The following is a 23675-nucleotide window of genomic DNA, read 5'->3' on the forward strand; positions in this document are numbered from 1 at the left end:
GCGCGCCGGGCAGATGCCGCGCATCTACCGCCTGCTTGACGGCGAGGACCGGCTGGAGATCCGGTCCTATATCTGTGACATTACCCCGGCACAGGCGGAACAGGTCCGTATCGGCGAGGCTGAATGGACCAGGGCGCTCCGCGTCAACGAGACCTGCCACAACCCGCGCGGCGCGCTTTCCTTCACCCATTGGGTAAAAGAGGGCCGCATCCTGCAAAGCATTCAGACCTTTGATCCGGGCTTTGGTCCGGTCGATATCCTCTTCCTGCCATGATCCAGCCCGTTATCCCTTCTGTGATCCCCTTCTGTGAGGCCTCCGATGCGTAACCCTCCTTTGCTTGCCACGCTCATGGCCGGGCTTGCGCTGTCGCTGGCGGGCTGCGGCATTGCCTATCAAAGCACCAGTATCCGCGAAGGTGTGGTGGACGGCACCAAGGTCAGGGTGATCGGCCTGACGCCCGAAACCACATTGGCCGCCAATCAGCAGGCCTATAGCCCGCGGGCGCTGCCTGCAGCCTTCAGCGCGACGGCCGGCACCCATGGCACAATGGCGCGCGGCCTGCCTCAGCCCGCGAACCTCCCCGAACAACGCCAGGGCGTGCCCGCGACCAGATTGCCGCCTGCTGTCGCGGCGACCCCCTATCAGGTGGGTGTCGGGGATGTGGTTTTGCTCGCGACCAAGGCGCCCGCCAATTCGGTGGCCGAGCTTTCGGGCCTCCTGGCCGCGCAAAACAATCGCCAAGGCTATACCGTCCAGGATGATGGCGCGATCGCCATTCCCGATGTCGGCCGGGTCCGCATCGCGGGTATGACGCTGGAGGATGCCGAAGCGGCGGTGTTCCAGCGCCTTGTCGAGCGCCAGATGGATCCGAGCTTCAGCCTCGAAGTGGCCGAATTCAACGCCCGCAAAGTGCCGATCGGTGGCGCGGTGGCAAAGCCGGGCGTGGCACCGGTCACGCTGACGCCGCTGACGCTGGATACGGCGCTGGCAGCGGTGGGCGGCATCGCCGCGCCTGACCGGGAATCTGCAGTGATCCGCATCTACCGCGCCGGCTCGCTTTACGAGATCCCGGTCACCGAATTCCTGCGCAACCAGAGCTACCAGAAAACTCGTCTCCTTGATGGCGATACGGTCTTTGTCGACAGCGATTATGATCTGACCCGCGCTGAGGCCTATTTTTCCGAACAGCTCGCTTTGCAGGGCGCGCGCTCTTCGGCCATCACCGCACTCAGCCAGGAAGTGGGTATCCGCCGCTCTGAGCTGGAAGAGCAGCGCGCGAATTTCAACACAAGGCTCGAGCTTGGGGCCGAGAAGCGGGACTATGTCTATCTGACCGGCGAGGTCGGCAAACAGGGTCGCTGGGCTCTGCCCTATGACCAGAGCGCAAGCCTTGCCGATGCCCTGTTCGATCAGGGCGGCATCATCGCCAAGACCGGCAATCCAAGACAGATCTATGTGCTGCGCGGCTCGGCGGATCCGCGTGAATTCGGCGCCCTGACCGCCTGGCATCTTGATGCCGGTGCCGCAGCCGGCCTGATGCTGGCGACACGTTTCGAGATGCGCCCGAATGACGTGGTTTATATCGCGCAGCAGCCGGTCACCAAATGGGACCGCGTCATCTCGCAGATCACGCCCAGCCTGATCACGGTTCCGCTGAACAATCTGACCGAAAACTGAACAAAAGCCGGGCAGATGCCCGGCTTTTTGCACAAAGATACCGCCAGCCCGCTCTGGCGCTGCGCGCGCAAGGGCACTGTCATATTAATGGTTTAAAAATGGTTGTAAAATGACGAGGATTGCGGCATTGGCTGGTGCCAGCGTCACAATCTGTGACAAGAAGGGGCGTTGATAAATAATCGGGAACGATTAAAAGCTGTGCGCTGAGCCCAGATTGTGCGGGCTCTTTCCCTGTTCTGCGCTTTGGTAAGCAAGTTTTTTTTTGCTACATCGAAAAATAACTTGTTTAGGACCTCCCATGGCCGACGGAGCCCTGTCGACATCCTGTAAGACCTCCGCTGAACGGACCCCGATTCCATTAGCAGGCGCCACCAGGCATGGCTTTTACCGTTCTTACGGCAAACGCTTTCTGGATTTTTTTCTGGCCCTGTTCCTCATCCCTGTTGTAGTGCCGGTGCTGGTTGTGCTTGCGCTGCTTATCGGCAGATCCCCCTTCTACAGCCAGACCAGAATTGGCAAAGACGGCCGGACCTTCCGCATGTGGAAGCTGCGCTCGATGGTGCGGGATGCCGATACGGCCCTTGCCGCCTGTCTCGCCCGGGATCCGAAGCTCCGGCGCGAATGGGATCTCAATCAGAAGCTGGATCAGGACCCCCGCATCACCCGGATCGGCCGCCTGATCCGCAAGACTTCGTTTGATGAATTGCCACAGCTCTGGAATGTGCTGCGTGGCAATATGAGCATTGTCGGCCCGCGCCCGATGATGCTGGATCAGAAAGACCTCTATCCGGGCCAGGCCTATTACCGGTTGCGTCCCGGCCTGACCGGCCCCTGGCAGGTCTCGGACCGCAATGCTGTCTCTTTCCGGGCAAGGGCGCAATTCGACGAAGATTACGAGCATCACCTGAGTTTTCGGGGTGACTGCGGCCTTATCCTGAAAACCATCAGGGTCGTGCTGCGCGCGACCGGGAAATAAGCGAGGACATGGCATGACAGAGACAATGATGTTCCAGGGGGCGATTGTGCTCTATCTTCTGATTTCGCTGATTGCGCTCGCGCTGACCTATCGCGAACAGCAGAGCAGCGGGATCTCCTCGCCGCTGTTTCGCATGATCGGCTTTACCCTCTGCGCGATCTGGCCTGTCACTTTCGTGGTTCTGTCCTCGATCCGGCTCGTGATGCGCGCCTGAGGATACTATGAAGATGACCCCTATCGAGATGCAGCACTCACCTGTGAGCCCGGCAGCCGGCACGCGGCCAGAGCATATTTTGGCCTGCCGTCTGGGATAAGATTATGAAGCTGCTGATACTGGGTATAAACTTCGCTCCCGAGATGATTTCGACGGGGATCTATACGACGGGCCTTGCCGAGGTCATGGCCGAGGCTGGCGATCAGGTCAGCGTGGTCACGGCCCAGCCCTATTATCCGGACTGGAAAGTGTTTCCCGGCCATTCGCGCTTTTTCTGGAGCCGTGGGGAATTGCCCTCGGGGGTCCGCTATATCCGCTGCCCGCATTATGTGCCGGCAAAGCCCAGTGGCGCGAAGCGCATCATGCATCATGCTAGCTTCGCCCTGACCGCTTTCCCGGTTCTGGCCTGGAAAACCCTGATCGGGCGCCCCGATATGGTTCTGGTAATCGCGCCGGCGCTGCTGCCCGCGCCCTTTGCCTGGGCGCTGGCGAGGCTTTCGGGGGCGAAATGCTGGCTGCATGTCCAGGATTTCGAGGTCGAGGCCGCCTTTGCCACCGGCCTTCTGAAACCTACAAGCTTTGCCGGCCGCCTTGCGCAGAAATTCGACCGCTGGATCCATCGGCGCTTTGACAAGGTCAGCACGATCTCGGGCCCGATGCTGCGCAAATTGTCGGAAAAAGGTCTGCCGCCCGGCCGCATTTTCGAGCTGCGTAACTGGGCCAGGCTTGATGATGTCACGCCCCTGACAAGCCCTTCGCCCTACCGCGAAGAATTTGGTATCATCGAAGAGCATGTGCTGCTTTATTCCGGCAATATCGCCAATAAACAGGGTCTTGAGATCCTTCCCGATGTGGCGCGCCGGCTTGCCCATCGCAAGGATCTGCGCTTTGTGATCTGCGGCCAGGGGCCTTTCCTTGACGAGTTGAAAGCGCTCTCCGAAGGGCTCGACAATATCTCCTTCTTCCCGCTGCAACCGCTGGACCGGCTGGGGGATCTGCTTGGCCTCGCCAGCCTTCATCTCCTGCCCCAGATCGCCGGGGTGTCGGAATCGGTGCTGCCGTCGAAGCTGACGAATATGCTGGCCTCGGGCCGCCCAGTTCTGGCCACCGCCGAGCCGGGCACCGCGCTGGCCGATGAGATCGCAGAATGCGGCAGTGTCACGCCGCCCGGCGATGCGGCAGCACTGGCAGAGGCGATTTCCGCGCTGCTCGACAACCCCCGGCAGCGCGAGGCCTGCGGGCTCGCCGCCCGGGCCCGCGCTCTGGAACATTGGGACAATAAGCGCATTCTCGAGCGCTTCCGCATTGCCGCCCATGACCTGACCGGCCAGCCCCGACCCATTGCACCTCCTGTCGCCAAAGCGACGGAAGCCCCTCTGATCAACAGAACGAGACAGACATGAAAAAGGCCCTTATCACCGGCATCACAGGCCAGGACGGCTCTTACCTCGCCGAGTTCCTGCTGGAAAAGGGCTATGAGGTGCATGGGATCAAGCGCCGTGCCTCGTCTTTCAACACGCAGCGTGTCGATCACATCTACCAGGACCCGCATGTCTCGAACGCGCATTTCCGGCTGCATTACGGCGATCTGACCGACAGTTCCAACCTGACCCGCATCATGCAGGAAGTGCAGCCCGACGAGGTCTATAATCTCGGTGCGCAATCCCATGTGGCCGTGTCTTTCGAGGCCCCCGAATATACCGCCGATGTCGACGGGATCGGCACTTTGCGTCTTCTGGAAGCGATCCGCTTCCTCGGGCTCGAGCAGAAAACCCGTTTCTACCAGGCCTCGACCTCCGAGCTTTATGGCCTGGTGCAAGAGACCCCGCAGCGCGAGACCACACCCTTCTGGCCCCGGTCTCCTTACGCTGTGGCCAAGCTCTACGCCTATTGGATCACGGTGAATTACCGCGAGGCTTACGGCATCTATGCCTGCAACGGCATCCTCTTCAACCATGAGAGCCCGCGCCGCGGCGAGACTTTTGTCACCCGCAAGATCACCCGCGGCCTCGCGAATATCGCCCAGGGGCTGGAAAGCTGCCTCTTCATGGGCAATATCGACAGCTTGCGCGACTGGGGTCATGCAAAAGACTATGTCCGCATGCAGTGGATGATGCTGCAACAGGACAGCCCGGAAGATTTCGTCATCGCCACCGGCGTGCAATATTCGGTGCGCCAGTTCATCACCTGGTCGGCGCAGGAACTGGGGATCGAACTTGCCTTCACCGGCGAGGGCGTGAACGAAATCGCCACCGTGGTCTCGGTCTCGGGCGATAATGCGCCTGCGGTCAAACCGGGCGACGTCGTCATGCGCATCGACCCGCGCTACTTCCGCCCGGCCGAGGTGGAAACCCTGCTCGGCGATCCGGCAAAGGCAAAAGAAAAACTCGGCTGGGTGCCCGAGATCACCGTCCAGGAAATGTGCTCCGAGATGGTGTCCGAAGACCTGAAAGTCGCAAAACGCCACGCCTTCCTGAAGGCCCACGGCCATGACGTGCCGGTGAGTGTGGAGGCGTAGTTACCAGAGAACAGCCTTCATCACATCTGGTAAGTTCTAGCGTTAAGAGTCTTAGCTACTTGGGCGATGCAACACTTATAGAAAAATAACTGGATGTCAGCCTGAGATTTCTGTTCGAGATGGTGTCGCTGCCTTCGTGCGTTGGTACAAGGAATACAACTGGTATTCTAAGGCCTAGCGAAGGCTCTAACTTCAAACAAGATACGATACGAGAATTGGCTCCCCTTCGAGAAGATCGGGGGCCTATATTCTAAATAATCGGGGGCATATCATGAAGTACTTTATTGCAGGGCATAAAGGTATGGTTGGCAGCGCAATCATGCGAAAGTTGATAGAACGAAAAGTGCACGGCGATCCCTTGGAAATAGTTACTAAAACGCGCGCCGAGTTGGATCTAACAGATCAAAAATCAGTGCGCGATTTTATGCATGTCGAAAAGCCTGATGTAGTGATTGTTGCAGCCGCAAAAGTCGGTGGCATTCACGCAAACGACACTTATCCTGCTGAATTTATCTACGATAATTTAATTATTGAGTGTAATCTAATACATCAGGCATTCAAATCCGGGGTGGCTAAGCTTCTTCAACTTGGATCCTCATGCATATACCCAAAATTCACTGATCAACCGATCGGTGAAAGTGCACTACTTACAGGCAAACTAGAGCCAACAAACGAACCATATGCGATTGCTAAAATAGCAGGGATTAAACTTTGCGAAAGTTATAACAGGCAATATGGGGTCGATTATAGATCAGTGATGCCGACTAATCTTTATGGGCCAGGAGATAACTATCACCCTGATAACTCGCACGTCGTTCCCGGGCTTCTCAAAAGATTTCATGATGCAAAGCAGCAGGGCGTGGATGAAGTGATGATCTGGGGGTCTGGAAAGCCTCGTCGTGAATTTCTTCATGTAGATGATATGGCAGAAGCGTCTCTTTTCATTTTGGGTCTGGAAAAATCTGTTTATGATCGCAACACACAGCCAATGCTTAGCCACATTAATGTTGGAACGGGGATTGATCATTCAATTCTGGAGCTTTCAAAAATAATTGCAGATGTAGTTGGCTACTGTGGCGGTATTTCCTTTGACACCACTAAGCCCGATGGAGCGATGAGGAAATTAATGAGTGTTGATAGAATTAACAATATGGGATGGAAATATAAAATAGACTTAAAGAGCGGAATTAGGGACACCTACGAATGGTATATAAATCAGGGTCAAGTCAGGTCTTGATTTACTGATGCATATCATGCACCGACAAGTGACGACACAAGGGAGTGAACAATGTATCACGACAAGATCATGAAAAAAGTTATTGTTGTTGGCCCCTTCCCCCCGCCGCATAATGGTGCTGCAAAAAATACCCTAATATGGGCCGAAGGAATCAAAAAAAATGACGTGCCAGTCATTTGCATTGAAACCAATGTTAAGACCGGATCTGCGCATAAAAGGTCCCTTCGCTATCACTTCGATAGAGCATACCTCACCTTTATAAATGTAGCCTCTATTCTAAAGTCAGCAGACTCGTCGACCGTTGTCTATATTGTTCCGGATGGGGGGTTTGGGCTATTTTATAATATCGCATATGCCCTGTCATTTAAGTGCAGAGGCGTAAAGTCAGTATGGATGCATCATCGAAATTTTCACAATATTTCAAATGGAGGCTGGCTTTTAAAGATATTTAATAGAATTATTGGAACCTCTGGCAGTCATATATTCCTTACTGTAGGAATGGAGAGCGCTTTCAAACGCTATATTTGCCCGAAGATTAGATCTGTTGTGATCGGAAATGCTGCCACCTGCGATGTGCGAATAAATGAAGCAGGCAGCGGTCGCCCTGAAAGAGATTGTATTCAAGTTGGATTCCTTAGCAATTTGAATTATGATAAAGGATTCGACATTGTAGTTGAGGCATTCAAAAGTGTTTCTAAGAGCTCGCCGGAAGTAACTTTTGCGGTGGGAGGCGAGGCGAATGACAGTGACGCATCTGCCTGGCTAGTGGATCTAAGAAATAGTGTTGGTGAGAAAGTAAATATACTCGGGCACATCTCAGGAGATAAAAAACAGGAATTCTATGAAAATTCTGATATCTTGGTTTTTCCCACCACATACAAGCTAGAAGCACAGCCAAATGTTCTGATGGAGGCATTAGCGGCAGGCTGCTCAGTAATCGCGACAGATCATGCTTGTATCGCGGAAACTATATCTGATTCACATCACGATCTGATTAAGTTACAAGCCAGAAAAGATATGGTGATTGAACTTGTTGCGAAGCTTAATGAAATGATCGCGCAGTTGTCCGACCCTTTATCCCGGCGTGCCGCTATAAATGCGAATACGGAGGCATTCCGGATAATGAAGGAAAGGGACACCCGTGCTTACAATGATCTAATCGCTGCAGAGTTTACAGCATTATGATCGCAAAGAAAAAAATTGTAAACCTTATTGGACTTGGAATTGGATATCTCCTTGGCCAAGGCAGCTTTTTAATTGCATCATTTTATTTGCTCTCCAATGAGAAATATGAAACGGCATCTGCTGTCGGATTTGGAATGTCAGTGGTCACCCTATCCTTATTGATCATTGATATGGGTGGACAGATCTATCTTTCTCGCCAAGTTGCGATAGATAGAAACTTGTGCCGAGACACTGGGATTGGCGCATCCGACGAAGTGTTGAAGTCAATTTTTTCCATTATATTAATACGGCTTATATCTTGGGCCTCCCTGCTATTATGTGTTGGAATTTTTGGAAGAAACTTGGGTTTTGCAGAGGATCCTCTTTCTGAGAGGTTCATATTAATTTCTATCGCATGCTTGTTTTTCTGGATATTTAACCAAACTGGCGTTCTTGATGGCCAACGGCTCCAAGGATGGTCCGGTCTATCTCTATCCATCCCTTGGGTCTTTGTGAGTGCAGCTACTATTGCCCTGTCGAATTACGATGTCTCGCCATCATTCTTCGGAATATTCCTTGGTCTTTCGTTTGGCGCGGGATCATTGATCGCGGTTATCCTGCAAATTGTTGTAAGTCGAATTTTTTATAATTTGCGCATTGCACGTATATGCGTGCGGGATATATTGATGGCTTTGAGAATTGGGGGCGGGGCATTTCTGTCGCAACTTCCAGGGCAGCTAAATGGCAGGGTGCAAATATACTTCGCAATGATGCTGTTCTCTCCGGAGTTGGCCGCGGCATTTATCCTTTCTCGAAATGTACTTAATGCGTCTAATAATCTAGTTGGAATGGCCAGGAGAATAGAATTTCCAGATCTAGTGGCTCTGTTAGGAACTGGATGCGTCAGTATTTCTGTTATATTCCGACGTCAAAAGATGTCATTCTTATTTAGCATTCTGATCTGCATTTTTTGCTTAATGTGCGGCATTGCTTCGTACACTGACATGCTGCCATCGTATCTTAAAGGAAGTTCGGATGCTATTTTAATTAATGCGATATTCGTGCCTGTACTTGTATCCTCTACTATTTCTGGCGCGTTGGTTCAGGCCATGCTTGCATCTGGAAAATCTTTCATTGTTGCGCTCTCAAGTGTCATCTCATTCTTTCTGTCAACGTTGATCGTTTGGCTTCTGATTGATGATATTATGGTGTATGCAATGGTTTTGGCGTCAATTGTTTCCAATGTTGTTATTTCTGTGTTAATGATGTCCTCAATTCAGAAGCGAAGGATGTGAAAATGAAAATACTTCTGTGGGGCGCGTACCAGCAAGGCAACTTCGGTGACGACCTAATGGCAATACTGTTTGCCAAGAAATTTTCACAAGCCGGCCATACTGTTGAGGTCTTTGGGTTGCAAGAAACGGAGGCAAGTCTAAACGGCCTTGTGGTTTGCAATGACATTTACTCTGGCGTAAAAAATGCTGATGTGGTGGTGTTGGGCGGTGGAGCAGTCCTCAAAGAGGCGCAAATTGCTCGTATTCTTCTAAAGGCGGCTCCGCGAAAGATTGAGGCTCGTTACATATCGCTTTTCAGAGCGATTTCTAGGTATGGAACGCCTGTTTGCTTCACATCAATTGGTAGCGATGGAATATCGAGCTTTTCGGATGTTGCGTGGACACGGCGCCGGCTGTTTACAAGCCCCTTGATGCTAGGCGGGACAGTTAGGTTAATGAAGGATGTCGAAATCCTCGGGAGCAAGAGTGTTGGTGCGGAATTTATTCCTGATGTTTTGATAGGGGCAGCACATCACTTTGGGCATGAGCCTGCGAAGTGGGGATTTCAGAGGCCCAAGATTTTACTTAACCTGCATCAGAGGCACGCATCTTTTGGAAGGTCATTTGTATCATATTTACATAGGCATCTTCCCGATGCGAAGATTGTCATTTCAAACTCCCATCTCCCTAGCTCTGGGCTATCTTATGAGTGGAAGGGCGATCTTTCAGGCGAGCTATATACACCTTATAAAGATTGCCTTGAATTCAGAGACTTGATCCGAACCGTTGATTTTGTAGTTTCTTCGAAGCTGCATATTGGATTAACTGCTATGTCCTACGGGATACCCTTTATGAGCGTGGGCGGCAGAGGTAAGGTCCGCGACCAGCTTCACCAGCTTGACCTGCAAAGTGAATGCTACGTCGCGCCAGATGATTGCGCGTCTGTTTTTGAGGCGGATTTTTCTCAACGCGCTTATAGAATCAAAGAAAGACTAGATCAAATCGTGCCTAGTCTGGCAGTTATTTCCTCAGGTCATTTTGATGTTCTTGACCGATTGGTGCTGAGTTGATCGATTTAATTTTCCTGCTGTACCTTTATGCGTGCTTTAGCTTTGTGAGGGTTCGCTTAGGGATGATTGCTCCTGTCAGCTTTCTCGCCCTAAGTAACTTCATATCGTGTTCTTTGCTGTTCTGGGTGAACCTCCAAGGCCTCACAAAGTTTGACTTTATGTCTGCTGGGATTTATTTTTCGGCAATGCCTATGGAGAATCTTGATTCTATTTTAATTGATACACTTGTCTTCTTTTCATTTCTATCATCGCTCTGCGTGATGTCTTGTTTTGATATTAAAAGATATGCTTACCGAAATGTGATGAGCGGGGGGGGGCTGAAGCTTGCGATTTATCGGTTGCGTGAGTTCTTGAGCAGTCCCGCATCTGCGAAATCTTTGGGTGTAGCTGGTGCTGCTCTTTGTTGCGCAACGCTTCTGCATTTTCTGGACATGGATAAATCCGTACTTTGGTATAACACTAATTATCTTACAATTAAGACAGCTGAGGATGTTGGTCTTTCCAATGAATTTACTATTGTATACCATCAGGCTTTCCGAATTGTTGGCCTTTTATCCGGAATGCTTGGCGTTATATTGATATTCAATGGAAGAATTGCACTGGGATTTTTATTTTTTTTCCTGTGGTTTTATGCCGTTCTTTTGCTTTATATTGGGAACTCGAGGTGGTTGATTATATATTTTTCTAGTGTCGCCATTGCTGTAAGAATTTTTGGCAGAGGTGCACTTTCACGCACGGGCTTCTATCTTTTGATTCTGTGCGCGCTGATATCGTTTATTCAGGTTATTTTCGGTCGGGGAGGCGATCACTTTGGTTTCAGTGTTTTGTCAAATCAGTTTTTCTCGTTTTCGCTTTCTGATGTGCCGTTTGCGTTGCGCGGTATTCTGATTAATACTTTTGAAGGCGCTCTAAACGTTGCGAACTCTATATTGATATCTCCCTCGTTTTCACAGCGATATCAAATTGGATCGGTTTCCCCACTTTTATCTACCATCGACGGCTTCGACACGTTTCGTGATTCTGATAAGGCTAAGTTTGCACCACATGTCCCGATGGGTGCATTTGGTGAAGTCTTGCATTTTTCACTGCCCATACAAATTCTGTACTTTCTCGTTCTTTTTCTTGCTATGCGCGCTACAGTGCGTTGGGAGTTTTCGCTACCTGTTGCATATTATCTTCCCTTAGCAGTTTTCTATATTTACGTCTTCTATCTTCTTCCTACCTATTCTGCTCGCACCACTTCTCGATTTATTTTCCTGGCATTTTTTATCTATTTTGTTTGGCCCTATATCAAACACGTGTTGGCTAAAGCATCGCGAAGAGCATGAATAATGTTTGGCTTTGTCTTTCTGTAAGCGCTGTACCGGTTACACTGTGAGGGGGTACTCCCACGTGAGCATGTCGTAGATCTGGGGGGTAATCCTCCCCCGTTTTAACGGGGCGCAGAAGTAGACTTCAGGCAGCCATCTTCAGTTTCTGGGCGGGTTTGATGCCGCCGATGCCCATGTTGGGGCGCTCATTGTTGTAAGTCCATAGCCAGTCGGTTGCGATCTGTTGCGCCTCCTCGATAGTTTCAAAGATGTAGAGGTCCAGCCATTCATGCCGGACCGTTCTGTTGTAACGCTCGACGTAGGCGTTCTGCTGGGGCTTCCCGGGCTGGATGTGGTTCAGGGCGATACCCTGCTTCTCAGCCCAGATCATCAGCGTAGAGCTGATGTATTCCGGGCCATAGCACGTCGTGAACAACGGTCCGCTTGGAGGTTATGGCCGCGCGCGGAGCCTGCGAACTGCGCAGCGTGCGGCCATAACCGGCGCTCAGGTCTCTATGGTGGTGTTGCGAACCACCCACCACAGAGGAGACCGCCTATGACCAAGTTCGAGCATACTGCCGATGCCCGTGTTCTGGTAGGCATCGACATTTCCAAGCACCGCCACGAGGTGCTGATCGCGGCCCCCGGCAAGACCCGGCGGCGGCGACTGACGATCACTGACACGCTCGACGATTTCCAGCGGCTGATCGCCATCCTGAACGATTACGCGCGGCCGGTGCAGATCGGGTTCGAGGCGACCGGTAACTATCACCGAGCGCTGATCTACCAGCTCGGCATGGCCGGCTTCGATGTGAAGCTCATCTCCTCGGTCGCCTTGGCCAGAACGCGTGAGGCGCTACACAACAGCTGGGACAAGAATGATCCCAAAGACGCGCAGGTCATCCTGCACATGCTCCAGATCGGCGCCACCCAGGTTTTCATGATCCGCTCCGCGCCGGGATCGCCAATATCCAGGAGCTCTCGATGACTCATGAGGTCGTATCGCGCGCCAAGACCGAACTCTGGCATCGGATACTGGGGCATTACCTCCCGCTCTACTTCCCCGAGGCGGCACGTTTCCAGCGGAGCACCCGCAGCGAATGGTTCTTGGCCTTCCTTGAGATGTTCCCTTCGGCCCACATGATCACGGCAATGGACAAGGATGACTTCACCGCCGCCGCATGGGGCGTCGTGGGTAAGAAGGTAGCGAAGGCTGCATTGATCTCAGACATTTACGAGACCGCACGGTGCTCGGTCGGGCTGCCGGTCGCCGCAGAGTCGGACGCGCTGCGGATGTTTCGGATGGTGTTGGCGGAGGGGCGCGGCCTGATGCGCCAGCGCAGCGAGATCGAAGCAAGGGCTGTGGCGCTGCTCGGGGATCACCCCGACTATCGGCTGCTTACCTCGGTGCCGGGCATCGGCCCGATCAACGCCCTGACCATCCTGGCCGAGGCCGGCGACCTGCGCCGCTTTCGGCATCACCGGCAATTCCTGAAGTTCTGCGGGATGGACCTTGCGACGGTGCAGTCCGGCTTGTTTCGAGGGCGGAGCAGGATCTCGAAGTATGGCAATGCCCGCCTGCGCCGGACGCTCTGGATGGCGGGACAGACCGCGGTGCTGCATCGCGCGAACAGCTTTCGCGACAAGTTCGAACGCTACATCGCGCAGGATCGCCACAACCCGGACCTGCGCCGCAAGGCCTACACCGCCATCGCCGCGAAGATGGCGCGCACCATTCACGCCGTGATCAAATCCGGCGAACCCTATCGCCCCTTCTTCGGTGGGGGTGAACCCGAGCGGAAGGACCTCTCTCTGGTGAGCCGTGGAGGCAGCTTTCTGACCTCGTAGACAATGTTCGGGCCTTCCGCTTGGGACGTAAGCGCTGTCAGCACCCCACCTTCCAGCCTCAGTCCTGATCGCCTCATTGGAGGTGCATGATTATCAGGACGGAGGTTCTCCATGGAGAGCATACTGGAGGTTCTCCCGGCCGGCGGTCGGGAGCGTCGGAACCGGCGGTGGCCGGATGAGGTGAAGGCGCGGATCGTTGCGGAGACGCTGGTGCCAGGCGCGACGGTGAACAGCGTGGCGCGGCGACACGGAGTTCCGGCGAACCATGTGTCGTCATGGCGGACGATGGCTCGGAAGGGGCGGCTTGTTCTGCCCGCGCCGGAGGGCGCGGTTGAGTTCGCGACGCTGATGCTTGGACCGGGTGAAGACGCGCCCGCTGTCGCAGCCCCTGTTCTGGACAGGGTGGAGATCGTCTTCTGCGCTGTGATCATCCGTCTGGAGGCCGGGGCCTCGGCAGATCGGATTTCTTCGGTCGTGCATGCGCTGACGGCAGACGCATGATCTTTCCGTCGAACCGGGTCCGGATCGTGGTCGCGACGAAGGCAATCGACTTCAGAAAGGGCCATGATGGGCTGGCCGCGCTGGTGTCGTCGGTGCTGCGCAAGGATCCGTTCACCGGCACGGTCTTTGTGTTCCGGTCGCGCCGTGCGGACCGGTTGAAGATTTTGTATTGGGACGGCACCGGGTTGGTGATGGCCTACAAGCGGCTGGAGGGTGGCAGCTTCACCTGGCCCGCCGTCAAGGATGGCCTGATGTCGCTGAACCATGCGCAGTTTGAGGCACTGTTTGCCGGGCTCGACTGGCGCAGGGTTAAGGCGCTGGAGGCGCGGCCGCCCGCTGCAGCGGAATAGATCAACGCTCTGTTTTTGTGTGTTTTTGTGGATGCTTCGTGGTAGATTTCCCCCATGTCAGTTGCCCCCGCCCTGGATCTCTCTGCCCTGCCTGTCGCGCAACGCGTGGCGGCGCTCGCGTTGATCGAGGAGGTCACTGCGCTTCGGGAGATCACGCGCCGGCAGGAGCATCTGATCGCCGAGCTGAACCATGCTCTGCATGGCAAGCGGTCGGAAAAGCTCTCCGAGGACGAGCGGCAGTTGGCCTTCGAGGAGCTGTCGATCGCGCTCGCCGAAGTCGAGGCGGAGAAGGACGCGCGCGGAAGCAGGGCGGATGACGCAGCGCCCCGACCCGCGCCCAAGCGCACGATCGGCAACCTGCCGACCGCGCTGCCGCGCATTGAGGTGGTCATCGAGCCCGAGAACCTCGACTGCCCCTGCGGCTGCGGTCCCCTGCACAGGATCGGCGAGGACCGCACCGAACGTCTCGATATCGTGCCCGCGCAGTTGCGCGTCATCGTCACCATCCGCCCGAGATATGCCTGCCGGGGCTGCACCGATGGGGTGACCCAGGCAAAGTTCAGGCACGGCCACACCGCTCTCAGCTTGGCGAAGCACAGCCATGATCTGCGGTTCCGTGAAACGGCTCTTTCTCATTCAAATCTCCTCAGCTCACGCTACGAGAAAATTCTACTTATGCAGCCCCTTAACCATGGGGAGGATTACCGTTAAAAATCTAGGTGCCTTTAAGCTAGATCCGCTTCTTCAGCCATCCAAGGAAGGCCGCATCGGCCGAGCGCAGCCGCGGCCGGCCGGAGCGCGCCCACATCTCGCGCCATTCCGCCTCCAGCGCATAGATGTCCCAGCCGGGCATCAGCGCCCGCGCCGCACTGATCGTGGCCTCTTTCAGCACCGGGCCGGTGCCGGGCAGCACCACAAGATCACGGCGCGTCACCCGCAGGATATCGCCCGGCTCCTCGGCAAGGCTGTAATCGGGCAAGGGATCGCTTGCGATCATATCGCGCATCATCTTGCGAAACACCCTGAGCGGGCTGGCAGAGCCCGATTTCTGCGCCAGCACGGCCATCGAGACCCGCCATTCCGGCTGGCGGCCGCAATGCTTGCGCGACAGCTCATAGATGCGCCGCTCCAGCGGTTTTCTGAGCCGGAAATAATCGCGCGACAGTGTCAGCACCGATTTCGACAGCACCGCCCGGAAGAGCCATTCCGACAAGGTCACCGCCACCTGCACCATCCGCCCGCCTTTGGTCGCGCGCACGATCTGCCAGGTTTCGATCAGGCCAAAGCCGGTGGTGACCTCGGGCCCCTCACCGGTCGCGATATTGGTGGTGATGCGGGTGCCCGCCAGCCGCTCAAAGGCCTCACGCAGCCGGGCATAGCCGTCTCCGCTCGTCTCGCGATTGGTCGCGACCAGCAGGTCATGCGCGGTCAGCCGCAGATGCCGGCTGATCTCGCGCCCGGCATTCAGCGCCGCCATCAGCTGACTGATACAATAGATCAGAATGTCTTTGTCAAAGAGCGTCGCAAGCCCCCTGACCGAGGGCACCACGGTGATCTCTGCCCCGTTCCTCTCATAGCTCAGGATACGCCGGTCGGGCCGCGTCGAGAGCGAGAAGATCGGATGCTCCATGCTGGCCATATCGTCTTTGGGCAGCACATCGAACAGATCGCAAATGAAAAACCCCGCCTCTGCGCGGCGGTCAGGCAGCCATGTGGCGCCCTGCACGGGGAGAGCCCCCGCCCCATATCCCGGTCCTGTCATCCGCCTGCCTCTCTCGCCTCAGCCCCGCTGCCGGGGTCTCATATGGCGGGCCTGACGCCCGCTCTGCCTGCCGCCCTTTGCGGTGCTGACAGGGGTTTGTCCACGAAACACCATGGCCTTTGCCAGGGCCTCAGGGCCCCTCCGGAGGCCGCTTTGCGCTTCGTGGTTTCATTGACGCTTAACTTATCCACAGGTGGTCGGTTTGGCGAGGAAAAATCTCCGGCGGGATCGTGGGATCAGAGTCACCCGGGCGTGGGATCAGAGTCACCCTGTCGTGGTTTCAGAGTCGCTATGGGCTTTTCAGATCCGGATATTTCATTAAGTATCAATGAGATAGATATAAGAATTATGCGCCTTAACTATTATAATAACATGATACTAACTGAGAAAGATCAGACAGGGCCTGAAGGCGCATCCAGGACATCGGCCTCAGATGCAACCCTAGCATTTTGATTTTGCTATGAAATATAGAGAACTGCGGCAGATGTGTGCTCTTTGCTTCCATGTTGCATGTTTTGCTGTATGCTGGCGAAAAACACGCACATGAGGCAGCAATGGCCCGCGAATCGAGCCGCGAGGCGGATCCCGCCCAGCCCCCCTATTTCAACATCTCGCCCGATCAGGAGCTGCAACGCCTTGGCCCGCCCGTTGGCACCGCCGAGCTGTCACGGATTGCAGGTCTGGCGGCCCGCGGGCGCGATGAGCTTGCCACACGCGGCCTCGGGGTGGAGGGGCGAAAAAACCTGCGCCTCTTCTCGACCTGGGAAATCACCCGCTATCTGATCCCCGTTGCCCAGGGACATTTCCGCCGGGTGCTGAAGAGCAATCCCGATCTGCCCCAGGGCCGCTCCGAAACCGAGGGGGGGGCCAAATGGTTCACGCTCGACGAGGTGCTGCGGCTGCGCGTCTGGTTCGCGGCTGAAGGCGCGAAGAACCGCGACTATCAGCCCTACCGCCCGAAGGGCCTGCCGGCCAAGATTGTCGCCGTGGCGAATTTCAAGGGCGGTGTCGGCAAGACCTCGACCTGTGCCCATCTCGCGATGTCGGCGGCGCTGGATGGCTACAAGGTGCTGGTGGTCGATCTCGATGCCCAGGGCTCGATGACCTCGATCTTCGGCGGCAGGGTTGCCGATGAATGGGGCACCGCCTTCCCGCTGATCGCGCGCCATTATGCTCGCCATCTGCAAAACGACAACCGTGCCCGGGTCGAACGCGGCGATGCGCCGCTGGCGCTGGATGCCACTTTGTCGGAAGCGCTGAAGACCGAGCCGCGCGACGTGGTGCAAAAGACCCATTGGCCGAATATCGACCTGATCGGGGCGCAGCTGAACCTTTACTGGGCCGAGTTCCAGATCCCGGTCTGGAGGATGCAGTCACGCGGCTGGAAGCTCTGGGATGCGCTGACTGACATTTTCGCGGAAAGCGGGCTCCTGGATGACTATGACCTGATCTTCCTCGATACCCCGCCGGCGCTTGGCTATCTGACAATCAATGGTCTTGCGGCGGCGGATATGCTGCTGGTGCCGACCGGGGCCTCTTTCCTCGAGTTCGACTCCACGGGGCGGTTTTTCGACATGCTCCATTCCACCTTCGCCTCGATCGAGGAGGGGGAGAATATCGCCGCCCGTGCCCTGGGGCGCGAGGAGCTGGCCTTTGAATGGGATGCGGTGCGCGCGGTGATCACCCGCTATGACGGCGCGCAGCAGGCCGAGATGGCGTCGTTCATGCAGACCTGGCTTGGCGGCGCCATGAGCCCGCAGCGGCAGGAATTCACCGCGCTGATCGGCCAGGCGGGCGAACAGGTCAATGGCATCTATGAAGCCGATTACCGCGACTTCAACCGGGAGACCTATATCCGGGGCCGCGAGACCTTTGACACCACCTGGGCCGAATTCAAGCGGCTGCTTTATGCCATCTGGCGCCGCGATGAGCGGGCGGCTTCTGCCGGGGAATGAGGGATATGTTTCGCGCGCGAAACATTTGCTGAGAGGGGGCTGATATGGCCAGACGCAAGCGGCTTGGCCCGGCAATAATTGCGCCGGAGACAGATGAAAACAGCCATGTCAGTGACGTTTCTGAAGGCGTGGCGCCCGAGGTGAAGGCCGCGTTGCCGCCGCCGGGGGCAGGCAGTTTCGGCGCGCCTCCTCCCATTGCGCGGGTGGCGGCGGAATCGGCTGCCGAGGCCGCGCTTAGCGAGATTTCAGAAGCCATGAGCCGGGCCCGCGCCGAGGGGCGGCTTGTGTTGCGCCTGCCCCTGGCCGGGATCGAGGCGGATCATCTGGTGCGCGACCGGATCGACCTTGATGAAGAGGACCTTGCGGGTCTTATCTCGTCGATTGCCGAACATGGCCAGCGCAATCCGGTCGAGGTCAGCGAGATCGCCCCCGGGCGCTATGGGCTGATCTCGGGCTGGCGGCGGCTGACAGCGCTGAAAAGGCTCTGTGCCAGCGGAAATGACCGTTTTGACCATGTGCTGGCATTGGTGCGCAAACCTGAATCCGCCGCCGATGCCTATATCGCGATGGTCGAGGAAAACGAGATCCGCGCCGGTCTTTCCTATTACGAGCGGGCGCGGATTGCTGCCCGCGCGGTCGAACAGGGGGTGTTTCCGACCGAGCGCGATGCGCTGCGCCGGCTCTTTGCCAATGCAAGCCGGTCACGCCGTTCAAAGATCGGTTCCTTCCTGGTGTTGTATCACCATCTTGATCCGGTGCTGCGCTTCCCCTCTGCAATCCCGGAGCGGCTGGGTCTGACGCTGGAAAAGCGGCTGCATGACACAGGTTCGGCCATGTTAGAGACATTTCTGGTTGAAATGCGCGATGATCCGTCGGTGGACGCGGCCACGGAACAGGACCGGCTTTCACGCTTTGCCAGTGCCGATGTCGGTGCCCCACCCGCGCCTGTAGTGGGGATCGGCGCCAAAAATGTTTCGCGCGCGAAACATTCAGAGCATGATGCCTTACCGCAGGCCCAGGGTCAGGAGCTGCGCCCCGGTATTCTTCTGGCCGAGAAAGGCGGCGCCGGGCAGACCGTTCTGGTCCTGTCGGGGCCTGGCATCAGCCCGGAATTCCGGGCGCGGCTTGAGGAATGGCTGGCGTCGGAAAGCTGACAGGCGCGTGAAGGGCTGGCGTTTTTGCTGGCCTTCCGCAGGAAAGCCATGTGATGACCCTTGGGTTCCGACAGCACGACAGCCCGGCAGAAGATGACCGCGCGCCGGCGCCTCGCGCCACCGGTGCCGGACGAGCCGGTCTGCCTTGTCGGCGACCGCCGCTTCCTTGCGCTCAGGCAGGTTCATTTCCCGCAGGCAAGGGTCATCTTTCTGGGCGACATGATTGATCGCGGCCCGGACAGCGCAACTGTGCTGGCGCTGGTGCGCGAAGAGATCGCGCGCGGCGCGTTGGCGCTTGCGGGCAATCATGAGGCGATGTTTATCGACTTTCTCAATCAGGCCGAGCCCGGGCGCTCCTGGCTGAAACATAGCGGCTTCGAGATGATCGCAAGCTATGGGATCGACCCGACCGGCGGTGATCCGGCTGATCTGCGGGACCGGCTGCGCGCCCCGATGGGCACAGAGGCGGTTGTTTTGCAATGGGGACATCGCGATTTCGGCCGGTTGCTGCGCCCCGACGGGCTTTGGGTCGCGCATGGCCAAAATGTAGTTGACAAGGCCTTTGCCCAAGCCGGAAGGATCGCGCTTGATATCTGCGCTTATGCCACCGGGCGGCTGTGCTTTGCCCTGATTGACCCAGCAGTGCCGGAAACAGAGCAGATGATGATCGCCGTCACGCCCTGAAGGCATGACTGTGCGCTCAGTCCATCGCGGAGGGACCGGTTTCAGAGGCTGCCCGCTTACCGGATCCGGGTGTTTATCTTGGTATCACGCGCGGCTATAGAGGACTGGTTATTGTGCGTTCCGGCTCTGGTTCTGACGCAGAACCCCGTGAAAACTGGAGCAGGGGATTCTTTGAGGATATTAAGCGGTTACGTGAAACTGAAATAACGGCATCAAGCCATTTGAGGGAATCCTGGGATGAAAATTGCAGTCGCTGGTCTTGGCTATGTTGGCCTGTCGAATGCGGTGCTTTTGGCGCAGCATCACCGGGTTGTGGCGGTGGATATTTCTGAGGCGCGGGTCGCCCTCGTCAACCAGGGCAAAAGCCCGATTGTCGACAGTGGGATCGAAGAGTTCCTGAACAGTCGCAAGCTTGATCTGACCGCAACGCTGACGGCCTCTGAAGCCTATACGGATGCCGACTACATCATCATCTCCACGCCGACGAATTATGACGAGCATTCCAACCATTTCGACACCTCTAGCGTCGAGGCTGTGATTGCTCAGGTCATGGCCTGCAACCAGACCGGCACCATCGTGATCAAATCCACGATCCCGGTCGGCTATGTCGAGGAGATGCGGGTACGTTTCGCAACCGACCGCATCCTGTTCAGCCCGGAATTCCTGCGCGAGGGGCGGGCGCTTTACGACAACCTGCACCCGTCGCGGATCATCGTGGGGGAACAGTCGGAGCGCGCTCGCATATTCGCGCAGCTCTTGGCGGACGGGGCCGAGAAAAAGGATATTCCTATCCTCTTCACCGGCCCGTCCGAGGCCGAGGCTATCAAGCTCTTCGCCAATACCTATCTTGCGATCAGAGTCGCGTTCTTTAACGAGCTTGACAGCTATTCTATGGCGCGTGGCATGGACAGTCGCCAGATCATCGAGGGGATCGGCCATGATCCCCGGATCGGCAGTCATTACAACAACCCCTCCTTCGGCTATGGCGGTTATTGCCTGCCCAAGGACACTAAGCAGCTTCTGGCCAACTATTCCGAAGTGCCGCAGAACTTGATCGGCGCGGTGGTCGATGCCAACCGTACGCGCAAGGATTTCCTCGCAGACCTCATCATCGCAGCCAAGCCGAAAGTGGTGGGTGTCTACAGGCTGGTGATGAAGGCTGGCTCGGACAATTTCCGCCAGAGTGCGATCCAGGGCATCATGAAGCGGATCAAAGCCAAGGGCATCGAAGTTGTGATCTATGAGCCGGCGCTCGAAGATGATCTCTTCTTCGGCAGCCGGGTGATCCGCGATCTTGCCGGGTTCAAGGCGGGCAGCGATCTGATCCTTGCCAACCGCCAGACAAAGGATCTTGATGATGTCGCTGCGAAGGTCTTTACTCGCGATCTGTTCGGCGGGGACTGACAGCGCCACGGTGTCGGGGAGATCTGTCCGGATCATCAGAGTAAGAGGAGCAGGAGGTAGGCATACGTCCCCAAGTGTGTTCTCAGGGCAGCACAGTTGCCCTGTCTCGACTAGGTCTGCAATAAAGTCATAGCCCTACCAGCTCTCGCACCCCGCGATCGGTGCGTTGTGCAGAAGCCTGTCGCGCGTCGAAGCATTGTCAAAAATGAAGTTACCCGTGGCTTTCGGCACCGCAATGCGCCTCGAAATAGCCGACCATCCGCCTCGCACAGGGCCAGCACACCCGAGGCTTTGCAACAGAACGTCAACCCGATATTCAGCGAAATGCCGGGATGGCCATGGATCGGGCGTTCATTCAGCACTGCCGAGAAGCCTTCTCCGCCCCTGAACATCACCCCCACAATCGGCACGGGGACGAATTTTAGATCCATCCGTTCGAAATGCGGCTTGGGGAAATGCGGCCCCGCAGCATCGCTCGCCATGGGCCGCTCATCCATTGACGAGTTGCCAGAACCCGTGCTCCTCCGGTTTTTCTTCCTAATTGCGGCAACGAATTGCTTATCAGGCCGCTGATTTAGTCGGGCCTCGACGCGGGAATTGGAACATGATTCACCCTGAGCATCGCGATGCTGGGGTGAGAAGATGCGTGGAGCGGATGAGACGAGCGGATCGCTGTTCAGCTACGTGGACCTTGAGGATCGGATCCCGGCACGCCACCCTCTTCGCAAGATCCTGCAGGTGGTCAATGACGCGCTCGCCAGCCTCGATGCCGAGTTCGAGCGGCTCTACATCGACTTCGGGCGGCCCTCGATCGCGCCGGAGCGGTTGATCAGGGCCAGCCTGATCCAGATCCTCTATTCGGTCCGGTCCGAACGGCAGTTGATGGAGCAGATGCAGTATAACCTGTTGTTCCGCTGGTTTGTCGGCCTGGGGATCGACGCTCCGGTCTGGGTCCCGACGGTGTTCACCAAGAACCGCGACCGGCTGCTGAGCACCAAGATGTCGCGCAAGATCATGGCGGCGATCCTCGCCCATCGCGAAGTGAAGCCACTTTTGTCGGATGACCACTTCTCGGTCGATGGCACGCTGGTCAAGGCTTGGGCGTCGATGAAGAGCTTCCGGCCAAAGACCGAAGGCTCGCAGGGCGATGACGATCCCGGCGATCCGCGCAGCTTTGACATTGCCGCCGATGACCAGCCCAACACGACCGAGATCGCCCCAATGCCCCGCACCAAACCCAGCCCCCGCAATGCCGAAGTCGACTTCAGGGGCGAGAAGCGTTCAAATGCGACCCACGCCTCGACGACGGATCCGGACGCGCGGCTTTACAAGAAGGCACCCGGCGCAGCCGCCGCGCTGTGCTTCATCGGCCATGGGCTCATGGAGAACCGCAGCGGACTGATCGTCGAGGCCGATCTCACCCGCGCTACGGGCCGCGCCGAGCGGCAGGCCGCGATCGATATGATCCACCGCCATTCGCCGGGCTCGAGCCGGAGGCTGACGCTCGGCGCCGACAAGGGTTATGATGCCGCGGAGTTCGTTACCGATCTGCGCCACGCCTGTGTCACACCGCATATCGCACAGAAATCGCGGCATTCAGCAATCGACGGACGCACCACCCGGCACAAGGGCTACGCCCTGTCCCTCAGGCATCGCAAACGGATCGAGGAGGCTTTCGGCTGGGCTAAAACCATCGGAGGGGCCGCTCAAACCGTATACCGTGGCATCGAGCGTGTGCGGTCGCGCTTCATCCTGACACTGGCGGCCGGAAACCTCGCCAGACTGCCCAAATTGCTTGCCGCCTGAGGGGAACATGCCGGGCCAAACCGCGCGCAACGGCGAGGCGCCCCGGCCGATCGGGGCGCGAATGACTCACATGCGAGAATGCCGTTCCCAGAGCGGGACTAAATCAGCGGCCTGTTATGTGTAGGGGCTGCAAATCCTGTGAGGGTTCATCATGAGAAGCCCGCGTGTTAGCTGGAAGTCCTGAGCAGACCAACACTCCCTGCCTACAAGACCAGGAACTGGTCGGCTTGCAACACGGCGTTGAAGCGCAGCTGCTCACTGACGATCTGGTTCGATCCCGCTATGACGTGGGAGACTAACGTGAACACGCCTTATCTGACATGTCGTTCATTTGCAGGCTTTCAACAGCGGCGCGTCGCTGGTGAAAACTTCGTAATATCCAACCTGAATCGGCGTATTTTGTTAATTTTATACCCATAACCGCCGCGTATGTCATGAGATAGTAACGTCCCATAATATTGCATTATCGGATGTTAATTATCTGCATCGGGTGTGACGATTGTACGATGAAAAGACCGGTCGACCTGCACGCTTGGGAGACCGGATCGGAGGCGAAGACTGCCATCCGGAAATGGATGACCTTTTATAACCACCAGCGCTCGCACTCAGCCCTCGGCGGCAAGCCACCGGCGCTGGTCTATTGGCAGAGAAATGATATCAACCAACCCGATCAGCAGGTGCAACGAGTAGCTTAAGGCAACCTCAATGCCCGCTGTGAGGGCATTGAGGTATTTTCTCTGCCACAGGGTGGGGGCGACACTTAACGGGCC

The 23675-nt window shown here is 56.5% G+C and carries 20 protein-coding genes and 4 pseudogenes; 22 read left to right on the top strand and 2 right to left on the bottom strand.

The window, feature by feature from the left end:
- From BLW25_RS23680 to BLW25_RS24155, 11 genes are all read left to right on the top strand, one after another.
- The coding region (locus BLW25_RS23680) for a YjbF family lipoprotein (protein WP_143040606.1) at positions 1-274 on the top strand (274 nt) is incomplete at its 5' end.
- 45 nt (positions 275-319) lie between these two features.
- Positions 320-1678 carry a polysaccharide biosynthesis/export family protein gene (locus BLW25_RS23685; protein ID WP_171909741.1) on the top strand — a complete coding sequence of 453 codons (1359 nt, stop codon included), beginning with the start codon at positions 320-322 and terminating at the stop codon, positions 1676-1678.
- A 298-nt stretch (positions 1679-1976) separates the two neighbouring features.
- Positions 1977-2654: a sugar transferase gene (locus tag BLW25_RS23690; protein WP_092904829.1), complete on the top strand. Its 678-nt coding sequence runs from the start codon at positions 1977-1979 to the stop codon at positions 2652-2654.
- A gap of 13 nt (positions 2655-2667) precedes the next feature.
- Positions 2668-2868: a hypothetical protein gene (locus tag BLW25_RS23695; protein ID WP_092904831.1), complete on the top strand. Its 201-nt coding sequence runs from the start codon at positions 2668-2670 to the stop codon at positions 2866-2868.
- Positions 2869-2972: 104 nt separating this feature from the next.
- Positions 2973-4271: a WcaI family glycosyltransferase gene (locus tag BLW25_RS23700; RefSeq protein ID WP_092904833.1), complete on the top strand. Its 1299-nt coding sequence runs from the start codon at positions 2973-2975 to the stop codon at positions 4269-4271.
- The gene (gene gmd / locus BLW25_RS23705; RefSeq protein ID WP_092904835.1) at positions 4268-5386 is read left to right on the top strand and encodes a GDP-mannose 4,6-dehydratase; all 1119 of its coding nucleotides are present in this window, start codon (positions 4268-4270) and stop codon (positions 5384-5386) included. Before BLW25_RS23700 ends, gmd begins: the two co-directional genes overlap by 4 nt.
- Positions 5387-5657: 271 nt before the next feature.
- Positions 5658-6623, top strand: a complete 966-nt coding sequence (locus tag BLW25_RS23710) for a GDP-L-fucose synthase family protein (protein ID WP_092904836.1) — start codon at positions 5658-5660, stop codon at positions 6621-6623.
- 51 nt (positions 6624-6674) lie between these two features.
- A complete protein-coding gene (locus BLW25_RS23715) occupies positions 6675-7808 on the top strand; it encodes a glycosyltransferase family 4 protein (protein ID WP_092904837.1) in 1134 nt (377 codons plus the stop codon).
- Positions 7805-9082, top strand: a complete 1278-nt coding sequence (locus tag BLW25_RS24145; RefSeq protein WP_143040607.1) for an MATE family efflux transporter — start codon at positions 7805-7807, stop codon at positions 9080-9082. The genes BLW25_RS23715 and BLW25_RS24145 overlap by 4 nt, the downstream gene beginning before the upstream one ends.
- Positions 9083-9084: 2 nt before the next feature.
- A complete protein-coding gene (locus BLW25_RS24150; protein WP_143040608.1) occupies positions 9085-10131 on the top strand; it encodes a polysaccharide pyruvyl transferase family protein in 1047 nt (348 codons plus the stop codon).
- Positions 10132-10322: 191 nt separating this feature from the next.
- Positions 10323-11459 carry a hypothetical protein gene (locus tag BLW25_RS24155; protein WP_143040609.1) on the top strand — a complete coding sequence of 379 codons (1137 nt, stop codon included), beginning with the start codon at positions 10323-10325 and terminating at the stop codon, positions 11457-11459.
- Positions 11460-11586: 127 nt separating this feature from the next.
- Here BLW25_RS24155 and BLW25_RS23720 read toward each other — a convergent pair.
- Positions 11587-11859 (bottom strand): annotated as a pseudogene (locus BLW25_RS23720) (transposase); the annotation flags it as partial.
- A 138-nt stretch (positions 11860-11997) separates the two neighbouring features.
- On the opposite strand from BLW25_RS23720, the pseudogene BLW25_RS23725 reads away from it, so the two are divergent.
- The 4 genes and pseudogenes from BLW25_RS23725 to BLW25_RS23740 form a co-directional block, all read left to right on the top strand.
- A pseudogene (locus BLW25_RS23725) lies at positions 11998-13289 on the top strand (IS110 family transposase).
- 111 nt (positions 13290-13400) lie between these two features.
- On the top strand, positions 13401-13790 hold the full coding sequence (tnpA, locus tag BLW25_RS23730; protein WP_092904840.1) for an IS66-like element accessory protein TnpA: 390 nt from the start codon (positions 13401-13403) through the stop codon (positions 13788-13790).
- Positions 13787-14140, top strand: coding sequence for an IS66 family insertion sequence element accessory protein TnpB (gene tnpB, locus BLW25_RS23735; RefSeq protein WP_092904842.1), 354 nt, complete (start codon positions 13787-13789; stop codon positions 14138-14140). Before tnpA ends, tnpB begins: the two co-directional genes overlap by 4 nt.
- A gap of 54 nt (positions 14141-14194) precedes the next feature.
- Positions 14195-14695: pseudogene (locus BLW25_RS23740) on the top strand (IS66 family transposase zinc-finger binding domain-containing protein); the annotation flags it as partial.
- Positions 14696-14870: 175 nt separating this feature from the next.
- On the opposite strand, the gene BLW25_RS23745 reads toward BLW25_RS23740, so the two are convergent.
- Positions 14871-15902, bottom strand: a complete 1032-nt coding sequence (locus BLW25_RS23745) for a replication initiator protein A (RefSeq protein ID WP_092904844.1) — start codon at positions 15900-15902, stop codon at positions 14871-14873.
- 554 nt (positions 15903-16456) lie between these two features.
- Here BLW25_RS23745 and BLW25_RS23750 point away from each other — a divergent pair.
- From BLW25_RS23750 to BLW25_RS23780, 7 genes and pseudogenes are all read left to right on the top strand, one after another.
- A complete protein-coding gene (locus tag BLW25_RS23750; protein ID WP_092904846.1) occupies positions 16457-17857 on the top strand; it encodes an AAA family ATPase in 1401 nt (466 codons plus the stop codon).
- Positions 17858-17901: 44 nt separating this feature from the next.
- Positions 17902-19011 (top strand): ParB/RepB/Spo0J family partition protein, encoded by a 1110-nt coding sequence (locus tag BLW25_RS23755; RefSeq protein ID WP_092904848.1) that lies wholly within the window; start codon positions 17902-17904, stop codon positions 19009-19011.
- Between the two features lie 93 nt (positions 19012-19104).
- Positions 19105-19695: a metallophosphoesterase gene (locus BLW25_RS23760; RefSeq protein ID WP_143040610.1), complete on the top strand. Its 591-nt coding sequence runs from the start codon at positions 19105-19107 to the stop codon at positions 19693-19695.
- A 237-nt stretch (positions 19696-19932) separates the two neighbouring features.
- Positions 19933-21099, top strand: a complete 1167-nt coding sequence (locus tag BLW25_RS23765) for a nucleotide sugar dehydrogenase (RefSeq protein ID WP_092904852.1) — start codon at positions 19933-19935, stop codon at positions 21097-21099.
- A gap of 642 nt (positions 21100-21741) precedes the next feature.
- Complete coding sequence (locus BLW25_RS23770; protein ID WP_092904853.1) at positions 21742-22905, top strand: IS5 family transposase; 1164 nt, start codon at positions 21742-21744, stop codon at positions 22903-22905.
- A gap of 180 nt (positions 22906-23085) precedes the next feature.
- Positions 23086-23199 (top strand): annotated as a pseudogene (locus BLW25_RS24160) (IS5/IS1182 family transposase); the annotation flags it as partial.
- Positions 23200-23411: 212 nt separating this feature from the next.
- On the top strand, positions 23412-23600 hold the full coding sequence (locus BLW25_RS23780; RefSeq protein ID WP_171909743.1) for an integrase core domain-containing protein: 189 nt from the start codon (positions 23412-23414) through the stop codon (positions 23598-23600).
- Positions 23601-23675 lie beyond the last annotated feature (75 nt).

The organism is Rhodobacter sp. 24-YEA-8 (assembly GCF_900105075.1).
GTDB lineage: Bacteria > Pseudomonadota > Alphaproteobacteria > Rhodobacterales > Rhodobacteraceae > Pseudogemmobacter.

Coding starts and splice junctions, on each gene's coding strand:
- BLW25_RS23685 (WP_171909741.1), top strand. CDS start 320: ATGCGTAACCCTCCTTTGCTTGCCACGCTCATGGCCGGGCTTGCGCTG.
- BLW25_RS23690 (WP_092904829.1), top strand. CDS start 1,977: ATGGCCGACGGAGCCCTGTCGACATCCTGTAAGACCTCCGCTGAACGG.
- BLW25_RS23695 (WP_092904831.1), top strand. CDS start 2,668: ATGACAGAGACAATGATGTTCCAGGGGGCGATTGTGCTCTATCTTCTG.
- BLW25_RS23700 (WP_092904833.1), top strand. CDS start 2,973: ATGAAGCTGCTGATACTGGGTATAAACTTCGCTCCCGAGATGATTTCG.
- gmd (WP_092904835.1), top strand. CDS start 4,268: ATGAAAAAGGCCCTTATCACCGGCATCACAGGCCAGGACGGCTCTTAC.
- BLW25_RS23710 (WP_092904836.1), top strand. CDS start 5,658: ATGAAGTACTTTATTGCAGGGCATAAAGGTATGGTTGGCAGCGCAATC.
- BLW25_RS23715 (WP_092904837.1), top strand. CDS start 6,675: ATGTATCACGACAAGATCATGAAAAAAGTTATTGTTGTTGGCCCCTTC.
- BLW25_RS24145 (WP_143040607.1), top strand. CDS start 7,805: ATGATCGCAAAGAAAAAAATTGTAAACCTTATTGGACTTGGAATTGGA.
- BLW25_RS24150 (WP_143040608.1), top strand. CDS start 9,085: ATGAAAATACTTCTGTGGGGCGCGTACCAGCAAGGCAACTTCGGTGAC.
- BLW25_RS24155 (WP_143040609.1), top strand. CDS start 10,323: ATGGAGAATCTTGATTCTATTTTAATTGATACACTTGTCTTCTTTTCA.
- tnpA (WP_092904840.1), top strand. CDS start 13,401: ATGGAGAGCATACTGGAGGTTCTCCCGGCCGGCGGTCGGGAGCGTCGG.
- tnpB (WP_092904842.1), top strand. CDS start 13,787: ATGATCTTTCCGTCGAACCGGGTCCGGATCGTGGTCGCGACGAAGGCA.
- BLW25_RS23745 (WP_092904844.1), bottom strand. CDS start 15,902: ATGACAGGACCGGGATATGGGGCGGGGGCTCTCCCCGTGCAGGGCGCC.
- BLW25_RS23750 (WP_092904846.1), top strand. CDS start 16,457: ATGGCCCGCGAATCGAGCCGCGAGGCGGATCCCGCCCAGCCCCCCTAT.
- BLW25_RS23755 (WP_092904848.1), top strand. CDS start 17,902: ATGGCCAGACGCAAGCGGCTTGGCCCGGCAATAATTGCGCCGGAGACA.
- BLW25_RS23760 (WP_143040610.1), top strand. CDS start 19,105: ATGACCGCGCGCCGGCGCCTCGCGCCACCGGTGCCGGACGAGCCGGTC.
- BLW25_RS23765 (WP_092904852.1), top strand. CDS start 19,933: ATGAAAATTGCAGTCGCTGGTCTTGGCTATGTTGGCCTGTCGAATGCG.
- BLW25_RS23770 (WP_092904853.1), top strand. CDS start 21,742: ATGCGTGGAGCGGATGAGACGAGCGGATCGCTGTTCAGCTACGTGGAC.
- BLW25_RS23780 (WP_171909743.1), top strand. CDS start 23,412: ATGAAAAGACCGGTCGACCTGCACGCTTGGGAGACCGGATCGGAGGCG.